At 61.5% G+C, this 19,996-nt stretch carries 20 protein-coding genes and 1 pseudogene; 15 read left to right on the top strand and 6 right to left on the bottom strand.

Annotated features, from left to right (window positions below; genetic code table 11):
* The first annotated feature begins 135 nt into the window (after positions 1-135).
* On the top strand, positions 136-693 hold the full coding sequence (locus FYJ91_RS19765) for a recombinase family protein (protein WP_149524048.1): 558 nt from the start codon (positions 136-138) through the stop codon (positions 691-693).
* Here FYJ91_RS19765 and FYJ91_RS19760 read toward each other — a convergent pair.
* The gene (locus tag FYJ91_RS19760) at positions 663-1,415 is read right to left on the bottom strand and encodes a glutathione S-transferase N-terminal domain-containing protein (RefSeq protein ID WP_181008599.1); all 753 of its coding nucleotides are present in this window, start codon (positions 1,413-1,415) and stop codon (positions 663-665) included. The two genes, FYJ91_RS19765 and FYJ91_RS19760, sit on opposite strands and share 31 nt — an antisense overlap.
* Positions 1,416-1,457: 42 nt before the next feature.
* Here FYJ91_RS19760 and FYJ91_RS19755 point away from each other — a divergent pair, with 42 nt between their 5' ends.
* The 5 genes and pseudogenes from FYJ91_RS19755 (at position 1,458) to FYJ91_RS19735 (ending at position 6,682) form a co-directional block, all read left to right on the top strand.
* The gene (locus FYJ91_RS19755) at positions 1,458-4,235 is read left to right on the top strand and encodes a Tn3 family transposase (protein ID WP_281290642.1); all 2,778 of its coding nucleotides are present in this window, start codon (positions 1,458-1,460) and stop codon (positions 4,233-4,235) included.
* A gap of 33 nt (positions 4,236-4,268) precedes the next feature.
* Positions 4,269-5,177, top strand: a pseudogene (locus FYJ91_RS19750) (site-specific integrase); the annotation flags it as partial.
* A 99-nt stretch (positions 5,178-5,276) separates the two neighbouring features.
* A complete protein-coding gene (locus FYJ91_RS19745) occupies positions 5,277-5,552 on the top strand; it encodes a metal/formaldehyde-sensitive transcriptional repressor (RefSeq protein WP_149524046.1) in 276 nt (91 codons plus the stop codon).
* A gap of 10 nt (positions 5,553-5,562) precedes the next feature.
* Positions 5,563-6,489: a CDF family Co(II)/Ni(II) efflux transporter DmeF gene (dmeF, locus tag FYJ91_RS19740; protein ID WP_149524045.1), complete on the top strand. Its 927-nt coding sequence runs from the start codon at positions 5,563-5,565 to the stop codon at positions 6,487-6,489.
* A 4-nt stretch (positions 6,490-6,493) separates the two neighbouring features.
* On the top strand, positions 6,494-6,682 hold the full coding sequence (locus FYJ91_RS19735) for a DUF1289 domain-containing protein (protein ID WP_149524044.1): 189 nt from the start codon (positions 6,494-6,496) through the stop codon (positions 6,680-6,682).
* 26 nt (positions 6,683-6,708) lie between these two features.
* On the opposite strand, the gene cueR is transcribed toward FYJ91_RS19735, so the two are convergent.
* From cueR to FYJ91_RS19720, 3 genes are all read right to left on the bottom strand, one after another.
* A complete protein-coding gene (gene cueR / locus FYJ91_RS19730) occupies positions 6,709-7,095 on the bottom strand; it encodes a Cu(I)-responsive transcriptional regulator (RefSeq protein ID WP_149524043.1) in 387 nt (128 codons plus the stop codon).
* Positions 7,092-9,461 (bottom strand): heavy metal translocating P-type ATPase, encoded by a 2,370-nt coding sequence (locus FYJ91_RS19725; RefSeq protein WP_425474079.1) that lies wholly within the window; start codon positions 9,459-9,461, stop codon positions 7,092-7,094. Before FYJ91_RS19725 ends, cueR begins: the two co-directional genes overlap by 4 nt.
* Positions 9,462-9,568: 107 nt before the next feature.
* Complete coding sequence (locus tag FYJ91_RS19720) at positions 9,569-10,456, bottom strand: NAD(P)/FAD-dependent oxidoreductase (RefSeq protein ID WP_149524042.1); 888 nt, start codon at positions 10,454-10,456, stop codon at positions 9,569-9,571.
* A 316-nt stretch (positions 10,457-10,772) separates the two neighbouring features.
* On the opposite strand from FYJ91_RS19720, the gene FYJ91_RS19715 reads away from it, so the two are divergent.
* Both FYJ91_RS19715 and FYJ91_RS19710 read left to right on the top strand, forming a co-directional pair.
* Entirely contained in the window at positions 10,773-11,045 is a 273-nt protein-coding gene (locus FYJ91_RS19715; protein ID WP_149524083.1) for a flagellar biosynthetic protein FliQ, read from the top strand.
* A gap of 100 nt (positions 11,046-11,145) precedes the next feature.
* Positions 11,146-12,429, top strand: a complete 1,284-nt coding sequence (locus tag FYJ91_RS19710) for a type II restriction endonuclease (RefSeq protein WP_149524041.1) — start codon at positions 11,146-11,148, stop codon at positions 12,427-12,429.
* A gap of 10 nt (positions 12,430-12,439) precedes the next feature.
* Here FYJ91_RS19710 and copD read toward each other — a convergent pair whose 3' ends face one another.
* Positions 12,440-13,375 carry a copper homeostasis membrane protein CopD gene (gene copD / locus FYJ91_RS19705; protein ID WP_149524040.1) on the bottom strand — a complete coding sequence of 312 codons (936 nt, stop codon included), beginning with the start codon at positions 13,373-13,375 and terminating at the stop codon, positions 12,440-12,442.
* A gap of 4 nt (positions 13,376-13,379) precedes the next feature.
* Positions 13,380-13,772, bottom strand: coding sequence for a copper homeostasis periplasmic binding protein CopC (gene copC / locus FYJ91_RS19700; RefSeq protein WP_246152767.1), 393 nt, complete (start codon positions 13,770-13,772; stop codon positions 13,380-13,382).
* Positions 13,773-13,982: 210 nt separating this feature from the next.
* Between copC and FYJ91_RS19695 the strand changes: the two genes are divergently transcribed.
* The 7 genes from FYJ91_RS19695 to FYJ91_RS19665 all read left to right on the top strand — a co-directional run bounded on the left by FYJ91_RS19695 (position 13,983) and on the right by FYJ91_RS19665 (position 19,970).
* A complete protein-coding gene (locus FYJ91_RS19695) occupies positions 13,983-14,579 on the top strand; it encodes a c-type cytochrome (RefSeq protein ID WP_149524039.1) in 597 nt (198 codons plus the stop codon).
* 139 nt (positions 14,580-14,718) lie between these two features.
* Positions 14,719-15,000, top strand: a complete 282-nt coding sequence (locus FYJ91_RS19690; RefSeq protein WP_149524038.1) for a hypothetical protein — start codon at positions 14,719-14,721, stop codon at positions 14,998-15,000.
* Entirely contained in the window at positions 14,997-15,434 is a 438-nt protein-coding gene (locus FYJ91_RS19685) for a periplasmic heavy metal sensor (RefSeq protein WP_149524037.1), read from the top strand. The genes FYJ91_RS19690 and FYJ91_RS19685 overlap by 4 nt, the downstream gene beginning before the upstream one ends.
* The gene (locus tag FYJ91_RS19680) at positions 15,431-16,003 is read left to right on the top strand and encodes an RNA polymerase sigma factor (RefSeq protein ID WP_149524036.1); all 573 of its coding nucleotides are present in this window, start codon (positions 15,431-15,433) and stop codon (positions 16,001-16,003) included. The genes FYJ91_RS19685 and FYJ91_RS19680 overlap by 4 nt, the downstream gene beginning before the upstream one ends.
* A 93-nt stretch (positions 16,004-16,096) precedes the next feature.
* The gene (locus tag FYJ91_RS19675) at positions 16,097-17,992 is read left to right on the top strand and encodes a copper resistance system multicopper oxidase (protein ID WP_149524035.1); all 1,896 of its coding nucleotides are present in this window, start codon (positions 16,097-16,099) and stop codon (positions 17,990-17,992) included.
* Complete coding sequence (locus tag FYJ91_RS19670; protein WP_149524034.1) at positions 17,989-19,254, top strand: copper resistance protein B; 1,266 nt, start codon at positions 17,989-17,991, stop codon at positions 19,252-19,254. The genes FYJ91_RS19675 and FYJ91_RS19670 overlap by 4 nt, the downstream gene beginning before the upstream one ends.
* On the top strand, positions 19,245-19,970 hold the full coding sequence (locus tag FYJ91_RS19665; protein ID WP_149524033.1) for a PepSY domain-containing protein: 726 nt from the start codon (positions 19,245-19,247) through the stop codon (positions 19,968-19,970). The genes FYJ91_RS19670 and FYJ91_RS19665 overlap by 10 nt, the downstream gene beginning before the upstream one ends.
* Positions 19,971-19,996: the final 26 nt, after the last annotated feature.

The following is a 19,996-nucleotide window of genomic DNA, read 5'->3' as shown; positions in this document are numbered from 1 at the left end:
CGAACCCCTCCATGTCGCTGTCCGTCAGACGTCCGTTGGACGGCCACCGGGAACGTGTCCGTCAACTCTGGACCTTCGATGGCGATTCGGACAAGATCGTATGATGATGGGAAAACGGACACAACAGAGCGGCCCGTGGCGCTGATCGGCTATGCGCGGGTCTCCACCCCTGACCAGAAGCTCTCGCTCCAGCACGACGCACTGGAGCGGGCAGGATGCGAACGTGTTTTCGACGATCAGGCGTCGGGTGCCAGGGCTGACAGGCCCGGTCTTGCCGAAGCGCTGGCCTATCTGCGCTCCGGCGACACGCTGGTCGTGTGGAAGCTCGATCGGCTTGGTCGCTCGATGAGCCACCTGATCGAGAAAATCGGTGAATTGGCGGCACGGGGCATCGGGTTCCGCTCGCTCACCGAGAGCATCGACACCACCACGCCGGGAGGCATGCTGGTGTTCAACATCTTCGGCTCCCTCGCGCAGTTCGAGCGCGATCTGATCCGCGAGCGCACCCAGGCGGGCCTGCGCGCCGCGCGCGAGCGCGGTAGCAAGGGCGGGCGCCGCCCCGTCGTCACCCCCGACAAGTTGCGCAAGGCGCGGGCGCACATCGCAGCGGGCCTCACTGTGCGCGAGGCTGCCGCTCGCTTGAAAATCGGGAAGACCGCCCTTTACAAGGCGTTGGAAAGCGGAACGCGGTAGGATGCGTATATATTGCGGACCCATTTCAAAGTGGGTCGTTCCGCCCAACTCGCGAGGAAGGGAGCAAGCGAGGACGGCCATTCGATTCCAGCGGAGACGCTCTTCACCGGTTCCATCTGCGGCAATGCGAGGGGAGCCAGCAGACTTGCCGTGGTCAGATCGGCGCGACCAAACTCCTGGCCCACCAGGTGATTGCCGCGCTCAGCGAGAACCAGGTCTAACCAGTCAAGTTCGCGTTCAACTCGCGCGATCAGCTCGGGCAAGAGATGCGGCCGCGCATTCATGCCCGTAACCATCGTTCGGCGCAGCAGCGGCCAAATGAGGCGTACTATCGCAGCTTGGGGTGCGCTCGTACCACGCAGCAACACGTCGCGAATGCCTGAGCGTGGTGCAGCCAGCAGTCCGGCGTACAGGCACTGGCGAATGAGCGGTGCCGTCGTATGTTCTAGCCGCTGCTCAATTTCGGGGTCTCCACCTGGCAATCCCGTCCAGTCCAAAATTCGATCGCTTCCCTGGCATATCGAGCCGTCACCGAGCAGGAGCAATGGAAGCGACGTGGCTGAAGCGCCCAAGCGTTTGGTGCGCAGCATGTGCGCCCCAGGCGCTAGCCGCTCCTCATCATACACGATCCCCTGACGATCCAGCGCCCAGCGCGCCCGCTCGCAGTAATGCGACGGCGGCAGGGTCAGGAGCAGTAGGCGGCGGTTCTGGTTTCCGGTCATTCGGCCATCGTACTGCATTCGTTCGCCTGTAGCGTACGTAAAATGCACTTTCGTGTAGTCACCCCTCTCAGGTTCGTCGGGGATCAGCTCGGCGTCGAGCCGGACGCGCTTGCCGATTATGCCACGCGTGGTCCCACCCGGTATGAGCAACTCGATACGCTGCGCGAGGTATTCGGTTTCCGGCAATTGAGCCGTCCGATCCATGCAGAACTGCAGGCTTGGCTCTTGCCGATCGCACTGACCATGACCGGTGGAATCGATCTCGCGCGGATCCTGATGGAAGAATTCCGCCGCCGGCAGATAATCGTGCCCGGTATCACGTCCCTGGAACGCATGGTGAGCAAAGCTCTGTTAGATGCCGAGCGGAACGTGGGCAACCTGCTGACGGGAAGTCTGACTTCAGTGCAATGCGGCCTGCTGGACTCGCTGCTGCTGCAGCACAATGCAGGCCGCATCAGCATTCTTGCCTGGATCCGCCAACCACCCGGTAGACCGGGACGACGTGCCTTCGCGGAAATTCTCGAGCGATTGTCCACATTGCGGGCAATCGGCTTGGAGCCTGAAGTTGTAGCCCCAGTCCATCCAGAACGACTGCGGCGCCTTAATCAGGAGGGCGTGCGGCTCACTGCGCAACATCTATCCGTCCTGAACCCGATCCGTCGCCGGGCCATTCTGGCTGCCACCGTTGCCGAAATGCAGATCGCCCTGACTGACGATGCCGTGATGATGTTCGAACGTTTGATCGGACAGATGTTCCGGCGTGCCGAGCGCCGGGAAGAGGCTGCGCTGAAGCGCGACAAACGCACCATCAATGGCAAAATTCGTCTGCTGGCCCGTCTCGGAACTGCGATCATTGATGCAAGGGACAGCGGTGCAGATCCTCTCAGCGCCATTGAAGAGGTTATCGGATGGGACGATCTCGGTTCCGAGATCGAGGAAGCCAAGCGACTTGTCCGTCCCGATCCGCTCGATCCCGTCGAACTCGCGCGATCGAACCTGCCGATCCTGCGACAGATCGGTCCGGCCTTCGTCGCAAGCTTCACCTTCGGTGCGGTGCCTGCCTGTGTGGGTCTTGCTCGAGCCATCGCGACAATGCGCGATCTCGGAAGTGGCCGCCTGCGCAAGCTACCAGCAGATGCCGCGCTTGGTTTCGTCCGACCGGCATGGCGGCGACGGATTGGCCGAGCCGGTCTTGATCGCCGTATTTTCGAGTTCTGTGTCCTCGCCGAGTTGCGGGACCGCTTGCGAGCGGGTGACGTGTGGGTCGAAGGCAGCCGGCGATACAGAGCCGTGGAGCAGCAACTTATCTCCACCCCGGTGTTCACTGCTATGAGGGCCGCTGGTCCATTGCCTGTCCCGGTCGCCGATACGGCCGCAGTCTGGCTCGAGGAGCGCAAGGCGCTCCTTTCCCGAAGGCTGGCCGAGGTGGACGCAAAGGTGGAAGCGGACGCGCTCGAAGATGTGCACTTTTCAGGCGGCAAGCTGCGGATATCGCCACTTCGAGCCATCACACCGGAGGAAGCCGAAAGGGCACTCTCTCCCTTGTATGGCCATTTGCCGGCCATCCGCATTACTGACCTGCTGGCGGAGGTTGATCGTTGGACCGGCTTCTCGAAATGCTTTACCCATCTCACCACGGGCCGCGTACATGATGATCCCCGCACTGTCCTGACAGCGGTTCTTGCCGACGCCACCAATCTCGGCCACGCCCGCATGGCAGAGGCCTGCGATTTGGTGAGCCAGCGCCAACTCGGTTGGCTTGCGGCATGGCATTTACGCGAAGACAGCTACGGCGCCGCCTTGGCGATGTTGGCCGATGCTCAGCATCGCATGACGCTGTCAAATGTGTTCGGCGATGGAAATGTGTCGAGTTCCGATGGCCAGAACTTTCCACTTGATCGCCGCGCGCAGGCGACCGGTTCTGTCAATCCCCACAAGGGCAGTGAACCTTCGGTATCCTTCTATACTCACGTCTCGGATCGCTATGCGCCGTTTCATGCCAAGGTTATTTCCGCCGGTGCGAGCGAGGCAGCCCACGTCCTTGACGGCCTGCTGCATCATGGTGCCGAACTTGCGATTGAACGCCACCATACCGATGGCGGCGGCATTTCCGACCATGTTTTCGCGCTCTGCCATTTGCTGGGGTTCCAGTTCGCACCGCGAATTCCCAATATCGCCGCCCGGCGCCTCCACTTGTTCCGCGATGCGCGGCCAGGGCCGACCATAGCCCCGATGGCCGCGCAGGCCATTGATGAACAGCTCATCGCTAGCCACTGGGAAGACATCGTCCGCCTCGCAACATCTATCCGGACCGGAGTCACGAGTGCCTCCACCATGCTCGAGCGCCTTGGTTCATATCCGCGCGCCAACGGCCTGGCGCTGGCGCTACGCGAGATAGGCCGGGTTGAACGGACGCTTTTCACCCTAGACTGGATCGAAAAGCCGGAAGAACGGCGCCGTGCTACGCGCGAACTGAACAAGGGCGAGGCGCAGAACGCCCTCAAGCGCGCGATCTTCTTTCACCGCACCGGCCGGATACGCGACCATGGGCTACAGGCTCAAGGACACCGAGCGTCCGCGCTCAATCTGGTGGCTGGAGCCATTGTCCTCTGGAACACGACCTACCTCGAGGCGGTGCTTCGCCATATGGAGCAGCAAGGAAAGGAAATCCCGGCCGAATTTCTCCAACATCTGTCACCGCTGGGCTGGCAACACATCAATCTGACCGGCGATTACCTTTGGACGGATCATGACTTAACGACCGGCACGCTACGGCCGCTGCGCCAAAAGATCGGCGCTACCGTGCCCCAAAAGGCTTAGCGTATATCTGTGCCCGTTTTATGTGACGCCCCCTACAAGGCGTCAATCGCCAAGATCCACCAGTTGCTCGATCTGAAGGATCCAACGCCAGCGCCATTGGTCAAGCTGCGGCTGCAGGCGGTGCGCCGCGAGAAGGGTGCCGCGCAGAAACAGGCGCGGCCGCTGCGGTTCAAGGGGCCAGTCCGCGACGTCGAGCGCGACAAGGCGCGCGGGCTTAACATCCGCGCGCTGCTCGAGAGCTGCGCGGACGATCTGCCGGGCCTACGCGATCGGGCGCTGCTATCAACCGCTTACGATACCGGTCTGCGGGCCTCGGAACTGGTTGCGGTCGCGGTCGAACATATTGAAGAGGCGATCGACCCCGAGGCGCGCCTGCTGCAGATCCTGCGCAGCAAGGGCGATCAGGACGGGGAGGGGGCGACCGCCTATCTCAGCCCGCGCACGGTCGCGGCGATCACGGCCTGGACCGAAGCCGCCGATATCACGGAGGGGCATCTGTTCCGGCGAGTGCAGGTGCGACGGTACAAGGCCCGTGCGGCGGTGCGCGGCAGGCCGATCGACAGCATCTCCGGACGCGAGGGTTGGGATCTGCGCAAGACGCTTTCCAAGCCCGCAGTGAAGGCGCGAGTCGAATACGATGTCGGCACGGCTGCGCTGCATCCAGGGTCAATCGGGCCGATCTTCCGGTCGATCATTCAGCGGGCATTCGATCTCGGCGCGCTCCCCGATCTCACGGCCGAAGATCTAACTCGGCTGCTGAAGGGGATCAGCGCGCACTCCACGCGGATTGGGCTCAATCAAGACCTGTTCGCGAGCGGCGAGGATCTCGCTGGGATTATGGACGCGCTGCGCTGGAAATCGCCGCGCATGCCGCTTGCCTACAATCGCAATCTTGCCGCTGAGCAGGGGGCGGCGGGGCGGCTCATGGCGAAGCTCACCTGACGTAGCGCCCACATGTCGTGTCGCGACACCGATCGCTGGCAGCCCAGAGCCTAAGACAATTCTGGCTTTCGCTCCCCATATAGGGTAGGGGGGTATCCTATGGGACATTTGACGGACGGCAATGATGAACTTTTGAAGCGCGTGCGGCGTATCGCCGGCCAGGTCACGGCGATCGAGAAGGCGCTGACCGCCAATGCCGATTGCACGACGACGCTGCATCTCGTTGCAGCGGCGCGCGGCGCCATGAACGGGCTCATGGACGAGATTATCGAAGAGCATGTCCGAGCCCATGTGGCGGACCCCGATCTCACGGCCGAAGATCGTGCCGTGGGAGCAGAAGAACTGATCGCGGTCATACGCCGCTACGCGAAATAAGGCTGAGATAATGACGACGTCCCGCGATATTGACGCCTTTGTGCACGACCATATGTATCTGGGGGCGTCTCACGACGACAACGCTCGCCGGACGCTGTGGGTAGTGGGGCTGACGGCCGTGATGATGATCGGCGAGATTTTCGCCGGCTATGTCACCGGATCAATGGCGCTGCTGGCCGATGGCTTCCATATGGCAACGCATGCTGGGGCGCTAAGTGTCGCAGCGATGGCTTATGCTTATGCCAAACAGCATGCGTCGAACCGGCGGTTCAGCTTTGGAACCGGCAAAGTGGGTGACCTTGCGGGCTTCGCCTCGGCGCTGGTGCTTGGCCTGATAGCTCTGGGAATCGGTGTCGAATCGATCCTGCGGTTGTTCGAGCCCATCAAGGTTGCCTTCGGCGAAGCGACCTTGATTGCCGTCATTGGGCTCGGTGTGAACATTGTCAGCGCCTTCCTCCTGTCGGGCAGCCATCACCATCATGGTCATGACCATCATGATCACGTCGACCACCATGATGCCCATGGTGGCGACAACAACCTTCGCTCGGCCTATGTACATGTCCTGGCCGACGCTCTTACGTCAGTATTGGCAATCGCGGCTCTTCTGGCAGGCCGCTATCTTGGCTGGGTGTGGATGGACCCTGTCATGGGGATTGTGGGAGCGGTGGTGATCGCTCGCTGGTCCTGGAGCCTGATGCGAGATACCGCCGCGGTCCTCCTCGATTCGACCGATGATCATGTGGCCGAGGAAATACAGGATCTCCTCGAAGGACCAGGCGATGTGCGCATCGCCGATCTCCATGTCTGGCGGGTCGGTCCCGACGCCCATGCCGCCATCGTCGGTGTGGTCGGCGGTGCGGGAATCGATGCAAGCGTCATTCGTGATCGGCTCGTGCCTGTTCATGAGTTGAAGCACCTGACAATCGAATGCCATTGATGAGGTGGCTGTGAAGTCGCCGTGCATCGACCTGTGTCGTTTCGACGGCTCGACCGGATGGTGTCGGGGGTGCGGCAGATCCAAAACCGAATGCAGGGGATGGAAGAGGGCACAGCCTCACCAGCAACGCAAGATCGCCGCCGATCTTCCGCGCCGGCTCGCGAAGCTGACCGGACGCGAATTCCAAAAATGAAAGCGCAGGCGTGTCGCTCAAGATCCTCAAGACGCCAGGTGGGTCAGAATCGGACAGTCCGGCCGGTTGTTACCGTCACAACTCTTCGCCAATCCCATAAGCGCTTCTCGCATCGCATTAAGCGCGTCCGCCTTGCGGCCAAGGTCGGCCGCGCGGGACTCCGCCAACGCCTTGACCTCTGAACTGGCACGATCGCGATCGGACCAAAGTCCAAGCAGTGTTCGGATTTCCTCAATCGGAAAACCGAGATCGCGAGCGTTGGCAATGAAGCGAAGGCGGTGGACGTCGGCATCCGAGTAGTCGCGATAGCCACTGTCCCGGCGCGCCGCCGAGGGGATCAGGCCAATTTTCTCGTAATGGCGGATCATCCGGTGAGAGACACCGCTCGCGTTTGATGCGGTGCCGATGTTCATAGTGCCACGCGATTGAGGCGTAACGCGTTGGTAACCACGCTGACCGAGGACAGCGCCATCGCCGCAGCGGCAATGATCGGCGAGAGCAGGATACCGAAGATCGGGTACAGCAGGCCCGCCGCGATCGGAACCCCGGCTGCGTTGTAGATGAAGGCGAAGAACAGGTTCTGGCGGATATTGGACATTGTCGCCTCGCTGAGACGGCGTGCGCGCACGATGCCGTTAAGGTCGCCCTTCAGCAGCGTCACGCCCGCGCTTTCGATCGCAACATCGGTGCCCGAGCCCATCGCGATGCCGACATCAGCCGCCGCTAGCGCAGGTGCGTCATTGACCCCGTCTCCCGCCATCGCGACGATGCGCCCTTCGCCCTTCAACCTCGCGATCACCGCACTCTTCTGATCCGGCAGCACCTCGGCTTCAACCTCGTCGATCCCGAGCCTGCGCCCGACCGCTTCCGCCGTGGTGCGATTGTCGCCGGTCAGCATCACGACTCTTATGCCCTCCTTGCGAAGCGCCGCGATGGCCTCGGCGGTCGTCGCCTTGATCGCGTCGGCAATGGCAAGTATCCCGGCCGCCTGCCCATCCGCGCCGATGAAAATGGCGGTCGCGCCATCCTGGCGCAGCTCGTCTGCCTGTCGCTCAAGGACGCTGACGTCAATTCCGCTTTCAGACAGGAAACGGGCGTTGCCCAGGGTGATGCGCTTGCCATCGACTGTGCCGATCGCGCCCTTGCCGGTCGGTGAATCGAAGTCCGTCACTTCGGGAAGCGCGATACCCCTGTCCTTTGCGGCGGCGACCACAGCCAGCGCCAGCGGATGTTCCGATGCCCGTTCCACGCCCGCGGCGAGCCGCAGCAGTTCGCTCTCCTCATGACCAGGGGCAGAGACGATGCGGGTGACCGATGGCCGCCCTTCGGTCAGCGTCCCTGTCTTGTCGACGACGAGCGTGTCGATCTTCTCCATCCGCTCCAGCGCCTCGGCATTTTTGATGAGGACGCCAAGCCCCGCACCCCGGCCGATGCCGACCATGATCGACATCGGCGTCGCAAGCCCCAAGGCGCAAGGACAGGCGATGATGAGGACGGCGACGGCGGCGATCAGGCCATGGGCCAGACGCGGCTCCGGTCCCCAGATACCCCAAACGCCAAAGGCAATGAGCGCGATCAGCAGGACGGCGGGCACGAACCATCCCGCAACCTGGTCGGCTAGGCGCTGGATGGGTGCACGCGAACGCTGCGCGTCAGCCACCATCTGGACAATGCGGGCCAGCATCGTATCGCGGCCGACCTTTTCGGCGCGGATGATGAGAGCACCGCTCTGGTTGATCGTTCCGCCAATGACCACGTCGCCGAGCGCCTTCGTGACCGGCATCGACTCGCCCGTCACCATCGACTCGTCGAGCGAAGAGTGGCCCTCCTCGACCTTACCGTCGACTGGGACTTTCTCGCCCGGGCGCACACGGAGGCGGTCGCCAACGGCGACCTGTTCGAGCGAAACCTCTTCGTCATTTCCGTCGGCACCAACGCGGCGCGCCGTCTTGGGCGCGAGGTTGAGCAGAGCCTTGATGGCGCCTGAGGTTCGCTCGCGGGCGCGCAACTCGAGCACCTGACCCAGTAGCACGAGGACGGTGATGACGGCGGCGGCTTCGAAGTAGATTGCGACTGTGCCATCCATCATTCGAAAGGCTGCGGGGAAGATCCTCGGAGCGAAGGTCGCTACCACGCTATAGGCCCAGGCCACGCCCGTCCCCATCGCGATCAGCGTGAACATGTTGAGCTTGCGGGTCCGAATGGACACCCAACCGCGTTCAAAGAATGGCCAGCCTGCCCAGAGCACGACCGGGGTTGCCAGCGCGAATTGGAGCCATCCGGACAGGCGTGCCGGGACAAGATTGTGCAGCGCCGGGATCAGGTGGCTGCCCATTTCCAGGGCAAAAACAGGGATGGTGAGCAGCAAGGCGATCCAGAAACGGCGGGACATATCGAGGAGTTCACCGCTTGGTCCGGTCTCTGCCGTCACGAGCTCCGGCTCGAGCGCCATGCCACAGATCGGGCATGGCCCGGGATGATCCTGGCGGATCTCCGGGTGCATAGGGCACGTCCACATCGCGCCGGGTTGAGCGACCGCTGCCTCGTTGCCTCGCTCGGACAAATAGCGCACCGGCTCGGCAACAAACTTCGTGCGGCAGCCGGCGCTGCAGAAATGATAGTCCTCGCCGTGATGCGAGGCATGGTGAGGCGTTGCGGCCGGGTCGACCATCATGCCACAAACCGGATCCTTGGTCGTTTTCGTGTCGGTGCCTTCGCCGTGCTTACCGGCGCAGCAGCTATGGGCGTCCGAATTGCTAGCAGAAACAGGGTCAGTCACAGGCTCGTCTCCTTATCGACGAAATGCAATCTGGGGTCTGACATCATGTCAGGGTCAAGCCCGGCCCACATATATTTTCGCGCGCGTAATCTTGGTGCGTTGCCACGTCAGCCGGACAACAGATTGTGGATGGCCGTTGCGGCTTTAGCCGCCTGACCTGCCGCAACAGCAATTTGATCCAGCCCTTCGACCATATCGCCGGCAGCGAACAGCCCGCCGACCGTCGTTTGCTGGTGCTCATCGACAACGATGCAACCTGCCGTGCTCAGTTCCGCGCCAGCCATTCGCGCCAATTCCGCGCGCGCCGAGGTTCCGAGGGCAACATAGAGGGTGTCGAACTGAAGCGATCGGCCATCGCCCAAATGTACGAGCAGGTCTTCCTGGTTGACCGACAAATCGCTGACAGGCGCTCGCTCGACGCTTATAGCGTTCCGAGTTAGATTTGCCTCATCAGTTTGCGAAAGCTCCGAAGCATCCTGAGTGAGCAGCGTGATGGTATCGCTGTAGTGGCGAACGAAAATCGCTTCGGTCGCTCCGTGGCCGGAGCAGCCCAGCACGGCGACTCTCTTGCCGCGGATCTCGTAGGCGTCGCAGATCGGACAATACCGTATCAGTCCTTGGGCGACGCCTTGATCATGCGTGTCCTGCGGCATTCGCGGCCGATGATTCGTCACGCCTTGCGCCAGCAATATTGTCCGTGCGCTGAATGTCTTGGCATTCGTATGGACGACGAAACCTGTCCCGATCCGGTCGATGCGATCGACGATCCCAGTGACCAATTCGGCACCGTACTGCGCAGCATGTCGATGCATACGGACAAGCAGATTTTCGCCAGAGATACCGTCTGGAAAACCGAGGAGGTTATGTGTCGTCGGGATGCGGGTGGCGCGGCCGTCGCCAGCATCGATGACCAGCGTAGAACGCAGAAACCGGGCCAGGTAGGTGGCTGCTGTCAGCCCCGCGGGGCCGCCTCCGATGATTACGCAGTCGTACATGCCTGCCTTTCGCTGACCTCGCTCGTCACTCCTATTACGCGGCACGCCCCTTCTTCCCTCGAAAGCCTGCGCGTTCTTCGAAAAAAAGCGGTGGGTCGCGAGGGGTAAACCGCGTCGCTGCGTAAATTCAGATGAAGACCATCGCCAAGCAGGATGGACAACTCAGGTGCCCACGGGTCGCAGCGTGGCTCGGGGGCGAGCGGATGTGGGGCAGACGGACGGGTATAAACCCGATCGCGCACCATGTTGCTCGCCCCCGCAACAACCACTGGTCGCAACGTCAGGGGGCGACGACACCATCATCGACGGGGGAGAGATGGAGACCTACAGCCCGTTTTCGGTTTCGATGGGCAGAGCGCTTTGGGTGATGATGCTCGTCGCTGGACCACCGCTGATAATCATGTTGGTGGTCGGACTCATTATCTCCATGATCCAGGCCGCGACGTCGATCAACGAACAGACCGTGAGCTTCGTCCCCAAGCTCCTGGCGTTCATCTTGTTTCTCGCGCTTTACGGGGCAACCGTTGGCGATCTCCTGATCGACTACACCCGTGACCTGCTGATGCATATTCCCGACGACATCAGATGACGCGGGCCGCCTTTCGTCCTGGGCGGGCGCGCAAAAACTGTTCGTATACGGGGCGGAGTGCTAGCGTTGGAGAAGATCGACGTGAGTGGGGGAACGGGGTTTGGCGGAATTTGAATTGCTTGCGCGGCAACTGATCCAACGATGGAAGGAAGACCCCAACGCGACCTATCAAAGCTGGTTTCTTTGGGACGAGCGCATCAAAAACTTCCGTTCGATCCGGCGTGGTCTGGCTCAGGTAGTGGCAGAGATCGAAGCCGGTCGGTTTGGCGTGGTGTATCGGGGCTCTTCGCTGGAAACGGTCGTTCATTCAGTCGCGGAGCAGAGGCAGATATTCAAAGGCGCTGACCACGCGTTTCTCTGGAAGCCCAAATTGCGCATCCCTGACATCTATGAAAATCCAGCGAACCAACGCGCGTTCGGCCGGTTGCTCGATCACTGCGCCTGTTGCGACACTGCCGAAGAAATCATTGCAGGTATTCACACGATCGATCGGCTGAACATCAAGGGGCTTGGGCCTGCGGTCGCCAATCTCCTCTACTTCCTGCATCCGACCCTCGTGCCGCCGTTCAACACGGCGATCGTCAACGGCTATAACAAGCTGACCGGTGGCAGGGTGAAGCTCGGAAGCTGGCAGCATTTTCTCGCGATGCGCTCGGGTGTGCTGGACCTGAACGAACGGTTTCGCGATCTGCTGTCGAACGATCTCGGCGCCATTGGCGGCCTCCTGTTCGATATCGGCTCGGGCCGCTACCCGGCGCCGCCGCGTGACGAGGAAGACCAGACGGTAGGATCGTGGGCGCTCCGTCTCGAACAGGCCAGGGCCGAAGCGCAAACGCTCAACAAGGCCCTTCAGAAACAGGGAGAGAGCGATCGAACCCATTCGGAAATCCAGGCTTGGCTCCGCGATATAGGCCGTGCGTTGGGCTACGATATCTGGATAGCATCCAACGATCGGGGGCGACTTCACGATGGCGTGCGCTTGGGGGACGGGTGTCTTGAGAGCCTGCCAGCTTCAATTTCAACATCGACCGGCGCAGATGCCATCCGCCTTATCGATGTGCTTTGGCTCGAGCGAGGCGGCGACCGCGTCGCGGCCGCCTTCGAAGTAGAGCATTCGACGTCGATTTATTCGGGCATCGTCCGGATGCTCGACCTTGCCTTGAGCGGGAGCGAACTGCACGCCACAGCCGGACTGTTTCTTGTGGCGCCCGATGCGCGGGAGAGCGAAGTGCGGGCACAGCTCGCGCGGCCCGCATTCAGCCGCATCGCAGATCTTGAGATTGCCTATCTTCCCTATGGTGAGCTCGAGCGTCACAGAGAGGCGATTTCCCGGTTCGGTTCGGGCCTGAAAGCAATCAAGGCCATATCGCGTGCTTTGGCGTAAGGCCGAATGCCTACATCCCCGAGGCAGGGGGCGCCAATAATCCCAGCCAGGCAACAAGCGCGAGAATGGTGAGCGCACAACCGCTCTCGACAATGAGACTGCGGCGAAGTGACCCTATCGCCGATGATGTGTCCCCGGTTTCGATCGCAGTCGCCAGAGCAGGAGTGAGGAAGAAGCGGTTAGCGGCGGCCAGGGACAGCATTACGCCAAACAGCACCAGTTTCGCTGCCAGCAACACACCGTAGAGGCTCGTAAAAAGTGATCCCATATTGGACGGTCCGACCAAGATCCAACTGTTGATGAAGCCTGACAGGATGAGCAGACCCACGACGATCGATCCTACCTTTGCGAAGCCATCCAACGCCCGGTGAGACAGGTGGATATGATCGATCGCCATGCGGGCCGCTGGGCGAAAAATGAGCAGGCACAGGGCGGATAGCGCTCCAATCCATATGCCAGCGGCCAACAGATGAGTGATGTCGGCGCCAAGATGGATCCATCCCCACAACCCTTCATCGGCCGCGCCGTGACCCGTCCAGGCCAAAGTCGCGAGAGCGATCGCTGCCGTCACTGAAACTGACCAGAGGGCGAATGCAGGGCGTCGCCACCCGACAATGGAAAAATACAGGACCAGTAAGAGTGCCGCCACCCGAATTTGCCAGACTGTGCCGATCGCGGTGCCCGATATCAAAAGATTGACAGTGGCGCGGTCAACCTGATCGACCGGCACACCGCCCATCGAGGCCGCCAAGGCTATCATGCCCAAGATCGATAATCCGATGCCGGCAAGCGCGATCGTCGCTAAAACCGAGCGAAAGCGCAGGACCGAGCCGGATACTCGCTCGGTCCCGCGTAACGTATATAGGCCGAACATCGGCAACCCGAAAAGCAGCATGAGATCGAGATAAAGCCCTAGCCTGACCGCAATCGCGATGATGTCCGGCACGCTCTTACTGGACCTTGAAGGTATAGCTGCCCTGAATGCGATGAGTGTCGGTTGAGACGACGTGATAGTCGACCTTGTAGGTTCCAACCGGCAGCGGCTTAGCAAGCGTGGCCACGAGCGTCTTGCCATCTGCGGCCACGGTCGCCTTGACACCGTTCATCTTCATCGGCCCCATCTTCATGCCGGGCATTTCGGTCATCGTCAGGTCGATCCCGGAGAACTGCGCGACCAGCGCCTCGGAAAAGACGAGCTGGATCCTCGTTGGGGATGCGCCGACGGCATTGGCTGCCGGGTTTGCGCTGTTGAGCTTGGGGTGTGCCTGAACAGCGGTAGCGGCGAGGACGGACGCCGCCATGGCGACGGCGAAAGCTGTTTTACGAAACATCGATTTCTCCATGGGCGGCGATACTGCCGACAAAGCGATTTACGCACCGCGCACCGTGACCCCTCATCCGACGGGCACGATTTCTTCGAATTCGGAGCGCCAACTGGTGTGCGCCGCAGACCTGCGCGGCAGATGAGGGGTGGAAGCTCGCCGCGCGTATGATCAAGTGGATGGGTGCGAGATCACCAATCGACCAAGGGCTTTTCGGCTGGGGAGGACGCGATGGAAGATTCAAGGAAGGCATGGCTTCGGAAACATTTTCCGAGCGGCCCGTTCATCGCGGTCGCGGCGCTGGTCGGCGGTGCACTGGCTGGGATTGTCGTATATGTGGGCGCCTATGACATCGGGGCGGATTCGCCGCACACCAGACCGGTCTATTGGCTGATAGAGCAGCTTCGTGATCGTTCGATCGCCGTCCGGGCTCGCAACGTGGGCGTCCCGGCCAACCTAACGGACATGAAACGGCTGCAAAGCGGCGCAGGACTTTACACCGAGATGTGCAGCGGCTGCCATCTCGCACCGGGTCTGGAAAAGTCCGAGATCAGCCAAGGCCTTTATCCTAAGGCACCCGAGCTTTTCCGGGAGCCACAGCGATCGGCAAGGGAACAATTCTGGATCATCAAGCATGGGGTCAAGCTGACTGCGATGCCGGCCTGGGGTAAAACGCATAGCGACGAATTGATCTGGGACATGGTGGCTTTCGTGCGCCAACTCCCCAAGATGACCCCGGCGCAATATCAGGCAGCAATTGCCAGTGCGCCTGAAGACCATGATGCGATGATGAAGGATATGCCTCGCATGAAAAAGATGATGCCGTAACAATATGTCCGCCTGCGGACAGGTCGTCGTCCAGCCAAACCGACCGAGTGGTGCGAAATCACTAAGGGCTGGTAGAGCGAACGGCGGAGAGGGCGGCCCTCTTGCAGGGGCGCTGAACAGATAGAGATTAGGATTTGCGATGAAAACCGACTTGGATGGGCTTTTGACGCGCTTGCGCAATGAACCGGGGCATCCGGGCCTGATAGGTCTGGAGGAGGCCGTGTTCCAACGCATTGCGGCATTACCGCAGGTTTCGGCCGCTTCTCAACTCCGGTTCGGCGTGGTCGCGGCTTTCGGTGCGGTGCTGCTCGGTATCGCCAGCAATGGATTCACGCCGCGTGCCGAGGCATCGGTCACGCTCTCGCCGTTCGGGCCATCCAATCCGCTTGCCCCCTCGACGCTGCTGGTAGGCTCTCAATGAAGGCAAAATTGCTTGTTTTGGTAGCTGTCGTCGCCTTCGTCGCAGCCGTTGCGGGCGTGTTCCTTGGGCGTCACTTCTTCCCCCAGCCCAAGGCGGCCGGTGTCGAACTCCACGACGTGTTGCACAGCAAGCTCGACCTGGACGACCGTCAGAAGGCTCAGGTTGAACTGCTTGAGCAGCGCTTTGCCATGCGTCGTCGCGCGCTGGAGCTCGAACTGAGAGCGGACAACGCGCGTCTCGCGGCCGCGATCGAAGCCGAACATGGCAACGGACCGGGTGTCACGGCGGCCGTCGATCAGTCGCATCAGGCGATGGGCGAGCTGCAAAAGGAAACGCTTGGCCATATCTTCGCGATGCGCCAGATCTTGCGCCCTGATCAGGCCAAGACCTTCGATCAGGCGGTGGTACATGCGCTCACCGACGATGCACGGTGAGTCTAGATCTTCGCGCGTGCTCGGACGGTGAACTTGCGGCGCTAACGCTCGCGGGCCGGCAGCCGGCCTTCGCAGAGATCATGCATCGGCACCAGGCTGCGATATTTCGACTGGTACGCGGCCTGGTGGGGAATGCCGAGGACGCGCTAGACCTCACCCAGGACTGCTTCGTCTCCGCGTTCAGCCATCTGCGAAAATATGATGGCGCGCGGCCGCTCAGGGCTTGGCTGTCCCGGATCGCGATTAACAAATGCCGCGACTGGCACCGCCGCCAGAAGGTGCGGCAGCTCTTCAACTTCGGTTATGCAGCGTCCGACGCCGAGATCGAGCAAGTGCCGGATGATGCACCCTCCGCGCATGCCAGTGCCGACTCAAAAATGGAGATCAAACGAATGGCCGCCGCAATCAGCGCGCTACCGGTCTCGTTGCGGGAAGTTCTGTTGCTCCGCACAGTCGAAGGGCTGAATCAGTCGGAAGCGGCAACTGCGCTCTCGATAAGTGGCAAGGCGGTCGAGACGCGCCTTTACCGTGCGCGGTCGCGCCTTGCGGAAATCTTGGCCGAGGAATGAGGGGTGCGCCCCGCTCGCGCGTAAGGAGAGAGAGATACCGCGCTCGAGCGCCTTTGCGGACCCGGAGTGCTGCACGTTGAACAAGGAGATACTATGCCCCCGGTATTGAACCGCCGCGACCTTTTCCGCGGTGCCGCATTGACCGGCGGTGGTCTGGCATTGTCGGCCTGGATGCCGGCATGGGCTCAGCCCGTTTCGGCCGGGATCGTGAGGCCGCTCCCGATCGTCACCGGGAACGATATCACGCTCAAAATCGCCCATCAGATGATGATGATCGATGGCCGGGCAAGCCATGCCATTGGCATCAACGGCACGGTGCCGGCACCCCTCATCCGGCTGCGCCAGGGCCAGACGGCGCGCCTGTCGGTGATCAACGATCTCGACGAAGACAGCTCGATCCACTGGCATGGCTTACTCGTACCATTCCAGTTTGATGGCGTGCCCGGGATCAGCTTCCCCGGCATCAAACCAAAGTCGACCTTCGTCTACGAGTTCCCGATCGTTCAGGCGGGCACATATTGGTATCATAGCCATTCGGGGCTGCAGGAGCAGATGGGCCATTATGGGCCGATCGTCATCGATCCGGAAGGCGAGGACCCGATCCGCTCGGATCGCGAGCATGTCGTCGTGCTGTCCGACCATAGCCAGATGCACCCCCACGCGATTTTCCGGAAGCTCAAGCAGGTCGGCGGGGGCTATTTCAACTATCAGCGCCAAACGCTGGCCGGTCTCCTGGCCAAGAAAGACCAACCACTCAAGGAACGTCTCGACTGGGGCAATATGCGTATGGACCCGACCGACGTTTCCGATGTCACGGGTTCGACCTATACATATCTCGTGAACGGGCATGGCCCGCAGGACAATTGGACTGCGCTCTTCCGGCCCGGCGAGCGGGTCCGGCTGCGTTTCGTCAACGCCTCTGCGATGACGACATTCAATGTCAGGATTCCCGGCCTCAAACTTACGGTCGTTCAGGCCGACGGGCTCAACGTCAGGCCTGTCGAGGTTGACGAGTTCCAGATCGCGGTGGCCGAGACTTACGACGTCATCGTCACACCGACTGATGATCGCGCCTATACGCTGGTCGGCGAATCCGTCGATCGGTCGGGCATGGCCCGCGCAACCTTGGCTCCGCGCGAAGGCATGGCAGCTGAAGTGCCTGCGCTACGCAAACGTCCCCTCGCTAATATGAAAGACATGGGCATGGGGGACATGGATATGGGTGGCATGCAAGGCATGGACCACTCAGCGATGGGACATGACATGTCGGCAAGCGGGGCCGCCGCAGGCGGTATGGCTGGAATGAACATGGAATCCGGGGCCTCGATGCCGGCAATGGACAAGCCGGCCGATGGTTCGATGGCGAACATGCCTGGAATGGGTGCGCCTGCCGGCGACGCGATGGGCGGCATGGCGATGGGCGGAATGGGCGGCATGAATATGCGCGACGCCAGCAAAGCCCCGCAGGTCAAGATGGGGCCTGGCGTGCAGACGATCTCTCCTATGCCGATGGACCGGACGGGTGAGCCCGGGCAGGGCCTCGAAGATGCGGGGCACCGCGTTCTTGTTTACCGCGATCTCATGGCGGTGGACCGCAATCCCGATGTGCGGGCACCCGACCGGGCGATGGAAATTCATCTGACCGGCAATATGGAACGCTATATGTGGTCGTTCGACGGGGTGAAGCTCAGCGACAAGCGCGAGCCGATACCATTCCTCGAAAACGAACGAGTCCGCGTCACGCTCGTGAACGACACGATGATGTCCCACCCGATCCATCTGCACGGGCATTTTTTCGAGCTGGTGACAGGGCACGGCGAGTATTCGCCGCGCAAGCACACCGTCAATGTCGCGCCTGGCGGCAAGGTGAGTTTTGATGTCACCGCCAATGCGATCGGCGACTGGGCCTTCCACTGCCATATGCTCTATCACATGCATGCCGGGATGATGCGTGTCGTCTCTGTCCGGCCCCGGGGAGAAGCCGCATGAAGTTGCTTCTTCTCCTGATCAGCGCGGCGCCGCTTGCTCTTGCAGCACCGGCCGGCGCACAATCGATGCAAAATATGCCCGGCATGAACATGCCAGCCTCTCAGCCGGCAGCGAAGAGAAAGCCAGCGGCCAAGCCGGCAAGTCGGGCCAAGCGCACGACGGCCGAGAGGCCGGCTGCCAGACCTGCGCCCGCCAAGCGTAGGGCACCAGCTGCAAAACCCAAGCCCGCTGCGCACGACATGTCGGGAATGGGCGATATGCCCGGAATGGACATGCCGGCCAGCAAGACGCCGTCGGCGGCCGATGCCCATGCCGGCCATGACATGTCGAGTATGCCTGGCATGGCGATGCCAGAGTCTGCCGGCGGTGCGATGGACCACACTATGCCAGGCATGAATATGCCTGCGGGCACTAACGGTCAGCCGATGGAGCATGACATGTCGTCGATGCCCGGCATGATGATGGACGGGCAGATGGCGGGGCATGGGGCAGGGGGCACGAGCCTTGCCCCAGGCAACGCGCCGGCACCATCGCCGCCGAGCGATCATTATGCTGATCGGATCTATCAGAACGGCGCGATGGCCGATTCACGCTCCATGCTGCACAACGAGCATGGGGGAAGCACTTCCTCGATGATCCTGTTCAACCTGGCGGAATATCAGGTTCGAAACGGGCGGGACGGCTATCGGTGGGACGGCGAGGCTTGGTTCGGGAAGGACCTCGATCGGTTGACGATCAAGACCGAAGGCGAGGGCGTTCTGGCCGGCCGCAATGGTATCTTTATGGAAACCGCAGAGGTTCAGGCACTCTACAGCCGAGCGCTCGATCCTTACTGGAATGTACAGGCAGGCGTCCGTTATGATTTCAAACCCAACCCGTCCCGCACTTATGCGACGATCGGGATCGAAGGCGTCGCGCCTTACTGGTTTGAAACCGAAGCTGCTGTGTTCCTGTCGAACAAGGGTGAGGTTCTGGGACGGATCGAGGGCTATTATGACCAGCGCATCACGCAACGGCTGATCCTTCAGCCGCGGGTCGAACTTAACTTTTCTGCGCAAGATGTGCCGGAGACCCGGATTGGAGCGGGCATTTCGAACGCCGAATTTGGGCTGCGCCTCCGCTATGAGGTCCGACGCGAGTTTGCTCCATACATCGGTGTTTCCTACGATCGCCAGTTGGGCAAGACTGCGGACTATGCGCGGGCCGATGGCGAAGGCGTCAAGGCGACGAGCTTCGTTATCGGCGTGCGGACCTGGTTCTGAGGAGCACCCGGCTTCGGCTCCACGTCGGGGTTAGCCGGGTACACCGCTGGCTGGCCCTGATCATCGGTGTCCAGCTATTGCTATGGTTTGCCAGCGGCCTGATCATGAGCGTGCTGCCGATCGACCGGGTTCGCGGTGAACGTCTCGTGGAGCGGGTATCGCCAGCGACGCTTGATCAAGCTCGTCCCCGTGCACCGCTGGATCTCGTGTTGCGCGAGGCGAACAAACCCGCGCGAGAGGTCCGATATCGTCTGCTGCTGGGACGCGAAGTCGCCGAGGTCGAGCTGGCCGATGGTGCGGTGGTGCTCCAGGATGCCGAGACTGGAAAGCGCATCCCTCCTCTAAATGCTGCAATGGCGCGAGCAGTCGCGGTCCAAGCCTATCGCGGCGTGGCGCCGACGCCGAGCATACGCGCCATTTTGACCGCCAGCACCGAATATAGGGCGATACTGCCAGCATGGCGGGTCGATTTCCCGGACCGCGACGCGACCCGTATCTATGTTGCGCAAAACAGCGGTCGAATCGTTGCCGTCAGGAACGGCACCTGGCGTCTCTACGACTTCTTCTGGGGCCTCCACATCATGGACTGGAAGAACCATGAGGATTTCAACACACCGTGGCTGATTGGATTCGCCGCTGGGGGGCTGGCGCTGGCGATCGCTGGTTCGGCCCTTTTGTATTTCCGCTGGCCACGAAAGCGGCGCCGCAACAAATGAACGAACATGGGGAATTCTTGGGCGGG

Source organism: Sphingomonas montanisoli, assembly GCF_008274695.1.
Lineage (GTDB): Bacteria > Pseudomonadota > Alphaproteobacteria > Sphingomonadales > Sphingomonadaceae > Rhizorhabdus > Rhizorhabdus montanisoli.
The sequence above is the reverse complement of the archived record's forward strand: the minus strand, read 5'-3'. Positions and strand labels throughout refer to the sequence as shown.